The 6,093-nt window shown below is 48.4% G+C and carries 5 protein-coding genes; 3 read left to right on the top strand and 2 right to left on the bottom strand.

Translation table 11 applies throughout. The features are described 5' to 3' along the window. Positions 1 to 32 precede the first annotated feature (32 nt). Complete coding sequence (locus tag FTE26_RS02560; protein WP_001307449.1) at positions 33 to 932, bottom strand: LysR family transcriptional regulator; 900 nt, start codon at positions 930 to 932, stop codon at positions 33 to 35. Positions 933 to 1,451: 519 nt separating this feature from the next. On the opposite strand from FTE26_RS02560, the gene FTE26_RS02565 reads away from it, so the two are divergent. Further along, complete coding sequence (locus FTE26_RS02565; protein ID WP_001167676.1) at positions 1,452 to 2,054, top strand: helix-turn-helix transcriptional regulator; 603 nt, start codon at positions 1,452 to 1,454, stop codon at positions 2,052 to 2,054. Between the two features lie 50 nt (positions 2,055 to 2,104). Here the strand turns inward: FTE26_RS02565 and FTE26_RS02570 are convergent, their stop codons facing one another. Then, a complete protein-coding gene (locus tag FTE26_RS02570) occupies positions 2,105 to 3,754 on the bottom strand; it encodes an alpha,alpha-trehalase (RefSeq protein ID WP_000934224.1) in 1,650 nt (549 codons plus the stop codon). Between the two features lie 404 nt (positions 3,755 to 4,158). Here FTE26_RS02570 and ccp point away from each other — a divergent pair, with 404 nt between their 5' ends. Both ccp and FTE26_RS02580 read left to right on the top strand, forming a co-directional pair. Then, positions 4,159 to 5,556 carry a cytochrome c peroxidase gene (ccp, locus tag FTE26_RS02575; protein WP_000784830.1) on the top strand — a complete coding sequence of 466 codons (1,398 nt, stop codon included), beginning with the start codon at positions 4,159 to 4,161 and terminating at the stop codon, positions 5,554 to 5,556. Positions 5,557 to 5,766: 210 nt separating this feature from the next. Beyond that, positions 5,767 to 6,093: pyridoxal-dependent decarboxylase (locus tag FTE26_RS02580; RefSeq protein WP_032201315.1), on the top strand; the 327-nt coding region annotated here is incomplete at its 3' end.

The raw sequence follows: 6,093 nt of genomic DNA on the forward strand, positions 1-6,093 counted from the left end.
CTGTCGTGGTCATTCTTAAAAAGTATAGTCGGTCAGTCCAGGTGCTCTTTCATTACGCCAGCCAGCCACTGCATAAACAGGTTTACACGCCGGGAAAGCTCCCGACGCTGCGGGTAAACCAGCGAAAGGGAGAGCGGCTCGGCACGGTAGCCTGGCAACACTTCAATAAGCCGCCCGGCACGCAGGGCTTCGCGCACGGCAATGCGCGGGATCTGAATAATCCCCAGACCGGCAAGACCGGCGGCGAGATAGTTTTCGCTACTGTTTACCGTCAACATGCCGCCAGACTTAAACCACTGGACGCCATTAACGCTGGCAACCTCAAAACCTAACGGATGTACACCCAGGTGCGGTGTATAACGCACTATTGCGTGTGAAGTCAGATCATCGGGGCTTTGCGGATAACCAAAGCGCGTCAGATAGTGCGGACTGGCACAGTTGACCATGGTCAGTTTGCCGAGGGGACGGGCGATAACGCCATCTTCCGGTAACGCGCCAGTGCGTATCACGCAATCAAAACCATCATGAAGAATATCTACCGGACGGTCATGGCTACTCAGTTCCAGCTCAATTCCCGGATGCAGATAGAGAAATTCCGACAGGCGCGGCAGTAACAGGCTTTTCGCGATTCCTGGCGGGATGTCGATGCGTAATTTACCGCTGATACTGGTGGCATCCTGTTGAAACAGACCGTCCAGTTCGCTGAGATTACTCAACACATCTTTTGCTCGTTGATAATAGGTCATGCCTTCTGGCGTGAGTTTGACCCGTCGCGTGGTGCGCTGGAGAAGCTGGGTGCCAAGTTGATGTTCCAGTGCCTGTATCTGGCGCGAAACACTTCCTTTTGGCAAAGCAAAGAAATCCGCCGCGCGGGAAAAACTTTCCAGCTCCGCGACTTTGATGAACAACTGCATTGCGTGAATTTTATCCATTTCTTTGACCGATTGTTGTTCACAGCGAAACAGTAACGCGCATATCGCATTGTTTATTGTTTTTTCTAACATCTAATGCCGGGTTTCACAATGTTGTCATGACGAATGTGGCGATTTCTCAGCAGGAAAAGGGCGGAATAGCTTTCTGAGAAAGGTGAATCCCCCTAAACAGAGCGTATTTTTCAGCGATTCCCTTTAAAGTGAATAGAGGACGTGTTGGCTATTTGTGCTTATTTTTGTCTCATTGCCGTTTGTTATTTTTGCTTGTGGTCGCGGAGTTTCATTTTTAATTGCATGCGTACTAACCACCAATATAAGGAAATCCTCAAAATTGTTTTAAATAGTGCCCTCGACATGTAATTTCAGGCGTTTAGCTGTAACTATTTATATCGGTAACTATTTTCTACGCGTCATCTCTGTAGAATGGCCACCGCCAAATGGCGAATTCTTATTTTTTCTCGCGGGTAATACCCTTCCACTACTTAAGTCTTTTTAACGTATTCAGGTGGAGATTCAGTTATGCAAATAGTCATGTTTGACAGGCAGTCAATATTTATTCATGGAATGAAAATCAGTTTACAGCAGCGTATTCCAGGAGTGAGTATTCAGGGGGCCAGTCAGGCAGACGAGTTATGGCAAAAGCTGGAAAGTTACCCTGAAGCCTTAGTTATGCTCGATGGCGATCAGGATGGTGAGTTTTGCTACTGGTTGCTGCAAAAAACCGTGGTGCAGTTTCCTGAGGTTAAGGTGTTAATCACGGCGACGGATTGCAATAAACGGTGGTTACAGGAAGTTATTCATTTTAATGTGCTGGCCATTGTGCCTCGTGATTCAACCGTCGAGACATTTGCGTTGGCGGTAAATAGTGCGGCGATGGGGATGATGTTTCTGCCTGGAGACTGGCGGACGACGCCGGAAAAGGACATTAAAGATCTCAAATCGTTAAGCGCCCGCCAGCGGGAGATTTTAACCATGTTAGCGGCGGGCGAATCAAATAAGGAGATCGGCAGAGCGCTGAATATCAGTACCGGAACGGTAAAAGCGCATCTGGAATCCCTGTATCGCCGTCTGGAAGTGAAAAATCGCACCCAGGCGGCAATGATGTTAAATATCTCCTCCTGAAGAGGATAATTTTACAGCCAGCAGGAAGTTAGCGGCTGGCTGTAAAAATATTATGGTTCGCCGTACAAACCAATTAAACGGCGTACCACACCGTTAGTCCAGCCAAACCCATCCTGCAACGGATACTCGCCACCGCCGCCTTCGCGGGGAACACCATCGGCAATATGGTATTTCTCGATCATTTTGTGCTGTTCCAGATAGAACTGATTCACCGTTTTCAGCCAGCTGCGCGCGATTTCATCACCCAGAAGGTCATCGCCATACATTTTAAATCCCTGAATTGCCATCCATTGTAACGGTGCCCAGCCATTGGGTTTATCCCACTGTTCACCGGTTTCGTACTCGCTTGCCAGAATCCCGCCAGGTGTCAGTAACCGGCTGCGTACGGCGTTTGCCAGACGATCGGCCTGTTCATGGTTCGCCATGCCGACATAGAGCGGCACAATGGCGGCAGCGGAAAACAGCGCCAGTTGTTCGCGTCGCCAGTCGTAATCGCGGTAGATGCCGTTTTCATCATCCCAGAGGTAACGGTTTACCGCATCGCGACGGGCACTGGCCTTCTGGCGGAACAGCGCTTCTGTCTCTTTCTCGCCTTTCAGCGCCGAGATGTTGGCGATGGCGCTCTCCAGTTTAAACAGGAAGGCATTCAGATCGATGGGGATGAACTGGGTGGTACGAATGCTCGCCAGACGACCAGTATCACGCAGCCAACGGGAAGAGTAATCCCAACCTGAGGCCGCTCCCGCGCGTAAATCGCGGTACACCTCGTTGGGCGGGCGACCAGAATTTTTCGCGGTTTCAACGTCCTCAAGCCAGGATTCGTCACGCGGCGTGTCGCGATCGTCCCAATAACGGTTGAGCAGCGATCCGTCCGGCATCCGCACAACATGGCGATAGGCCTGATTAGGGATCAACGATTCTGCACCGTCCATCCAGAAGGCATATTCCATTTTAAGGTGGTCGAGATAGCGGCGCGCACCGCGTACACCATCTTCTTCAAACAACTCCACCATCAGCGCAAAAACCGGTGGTTGCGATCGGCTCAAATAATAGGTGCGGTTGCCGTTGGGGATGTGACCATAGTTTTCGATCATCCAGGCGAAGTTATCGGCCATGCATTTCAGCAAATCTTCCCGACCACTTTCCGCCAGCCCCAGCATGGTGAAATAGGAATCCCAATAGTAGGTTTCGCTAAAACGGCCGCCCGGGACAATATATGACTGCGGTAGCGCCAGCAGAGAAGACCACGGAATGTGATCCTGTGGTTCGCGGGTTAGCACCGGCCACAGCTGGTCGATATGCTCTTTCAGGGAATTTTGCGGGTCCGATACATACTCGCTGGAGTAGACCTCCGGCAGCCAGAAGTGATTTTCAACAAACTTGCGCAAGTCAAAATCACGATGACGGCGCACTTTACGGTAGCGGATTAAAATATCCAGCGGGTCCATTTTGGGTGCGCAGTCGGGAAAGGTTTTACTGTCGGGGAAAATTTTCGCCGACTGAACATGCTCGAACAGTTCGAGATAGCGATCGGCAGGCGTCAGCGCATCAGAGGCGGGCAGCCCTTCAATCATCTCGGGTTCCGGTTCTGCCTCGATCATCTCATCCAGTTTTAATTCATACGGGTCCAGCTCATAGCAGAGATCGACTTCGATCATCAGTTCGTCTGGATTAGGGTTTTGAATTTTCTGATTGAGCATAAGGATCCAACCTCCGAAATTCGTCGCTAATTATCGGGCTTTTCTTTAAGGGTAGTCATTCGCTCCGCCTGATGGGCGACAAAGCGTGCGGTGGATCACGTTTATTAACCTGTCAAAAAATATAACGCACTAATATCCATGGAATTTATAAAAATACGGATTTCGTGTTGTTTTTCATTTTCAGAACATTCAATCCTGCTCTCGCCGCAATCATGATATGCCATTCCTGATCTGGGTAATAGGCACAGGCTATCTTATTGATAGTTTATATTCATGTAATTGATTGATTCCTATCAAAAAGCGTATCTCCCTGTTTTTTATGATGGCTTTGTCTCGCAGAGACGTTTGCAGCATTCTGGAAAATTTTCTGGGTCACAATAACTCACCACCGTGAGGGAAGAATAATGAAAATGGTCTCACGTATTACCGCGATCGGCCTGGCTGGCGTCGCGATTTGCTATTTAGGGTTATCTGGTTATGTGTGGTACCACGATAATAAACGCAGTAAACAGGCCGATGTTCAGGCATCTGCTGTCAGTGAAAATAATAAGGTTTTAGGCTTTCTCCGCGAAAAAGGATGCGACTATTGCCACACGCCTTCGGCAGAATTACCCGCCTATTATTATATTCCTGGCGCGAAACAGTTGATGGATTACGACATTAAGCTTGGATATAAATCTTTTAACCTCGAGGCCGTGCGTGCGGCACTGCTGGCTGATAAACCCGTTTCGCAAAGCGATCTGAATAAGATTGAATGGGTGATGCAGTATGAAACTATGCCACCAACGCGTTATACCGCGCTACACTGGGCGGGTAAGGTGAGTGATGAAGAGCGGGCGGAAATACTGGCCTGGATTGCAAAACAGCGCGCGGAATATTACGCCAGCAATGATACTGCTCCGGAGCATCGCAATGAACCGGTGCAGCCCATCCCGCAAAAACTGCCTACCGATGCGCAAAAAGTGGTGTTGGGCTTTGCGCTGTATCACGATCCCCGTTTATCGGCTGATAGCACCATTTCATGCGCTCATTGCCATGCGTTGAATGCGGGGGGCGTCGATGGCAGAAAAACATCGATTGGTGTTGGTGGCGCAGTTGGGCCGATTAACGCGCCGACGGTATTTAACTCAGTATTTAACGTTGAGCAGTTCTGGGATGGTCGTGCGGCAACATTGCAGGATCAGGCAGGTGGACCGCCGTTGAACCCGATTGAAATGGCGTCGAAATCCTGGGACGAAATTATTGCTAAGCTGGAAAAAGATCCGCAGCTTAAAGCGCAGTTCCTCGAAGTTTATCCGCAAGGTTTCAGTGGCGAAAATATTACTGATGCCATTGCTGAATTTGAGAAAACATTAATTACGCCGGATTCCCCATTTGATAAATGGTTGCGTGGAGATGAAAATGCGCTGACGGCGCAACAGAAAAAAGGCTATCAATTATTTAAAGATAATAAATGTGCAACTTGTCATGGTGGTATTATTCTCGGCGGACGTTCCTTTGAACCGTTGGGGCTGAAAAAAGACTTTAACTTTGGGGAAATTACGGCGGCGGATATTGGTCGTATGAATGTGACTAAAGAAGAGCGTGATAAATTGCGTCAGAAAGTACCCGGTTTACGTAACGTTGCTTTAACGGCACCGTACTTCCATCGCGGTGACGTGCCGACGCTGGACGGGGCGGTGAAACTGATGCTGCGCTATCAGGTAGGCAAAGAGCTGCCGCAGGAGGATGTGGATGATATCGTAGCTTTCCTGCACAGTCTGAACGGGGTGTACACGCCGTATATGCAGGATAAACAATAATTAATTTGATCGCCCGAACAGGAATGTTTGGGCGATTTTTATTACGATAATAAAGTCTGTTTTTAATATTATCATGTTAAATGTTTATATTATAAAAAGTCGTTTTTCTGCTTAGGATTTTGTTATTTAAATTAAGCCTGTAATGCCTTGCTTCCATTGCGGATAAATCCTACTTTTTTATTGCCTTCAAATAAATTTAAGGAGTTCGAAATGGACCAGAAGCTGTTAACGGATTTCCGCTCAGAACTACTCGATTCACGTTTTGGCGCAAAGGCCATTTCTACTATCGCGGAGTCAAAACGATTTCCGCTGCACGAAATGCGCGATGATGTCGCATTCCAGATTATCAATGATGAATTATATCTTGATGGCAACGCTCGTCAGAACCTGGCCACTTTCTGCCAGACCTGGGACGACGAAAACGTCCATAAATTGATGGATTTGTCGATCAATAAAAACTGGATCGACAAAGAAGAATATCCGCAATCCGCAGCCATCGACCTGCGTTGCGTAAATATGGTTGCCGATCTGTGGCAT

The organism is Escherichia sp. S10b (genome assembly GCF_028421345.1).
Classification (GTDB): domain Bacteria; phylum Pseudomonadota; class Gammaproteobacteria; order Enterobacterales; family Enterobacteriaceae; genus ECMA0423.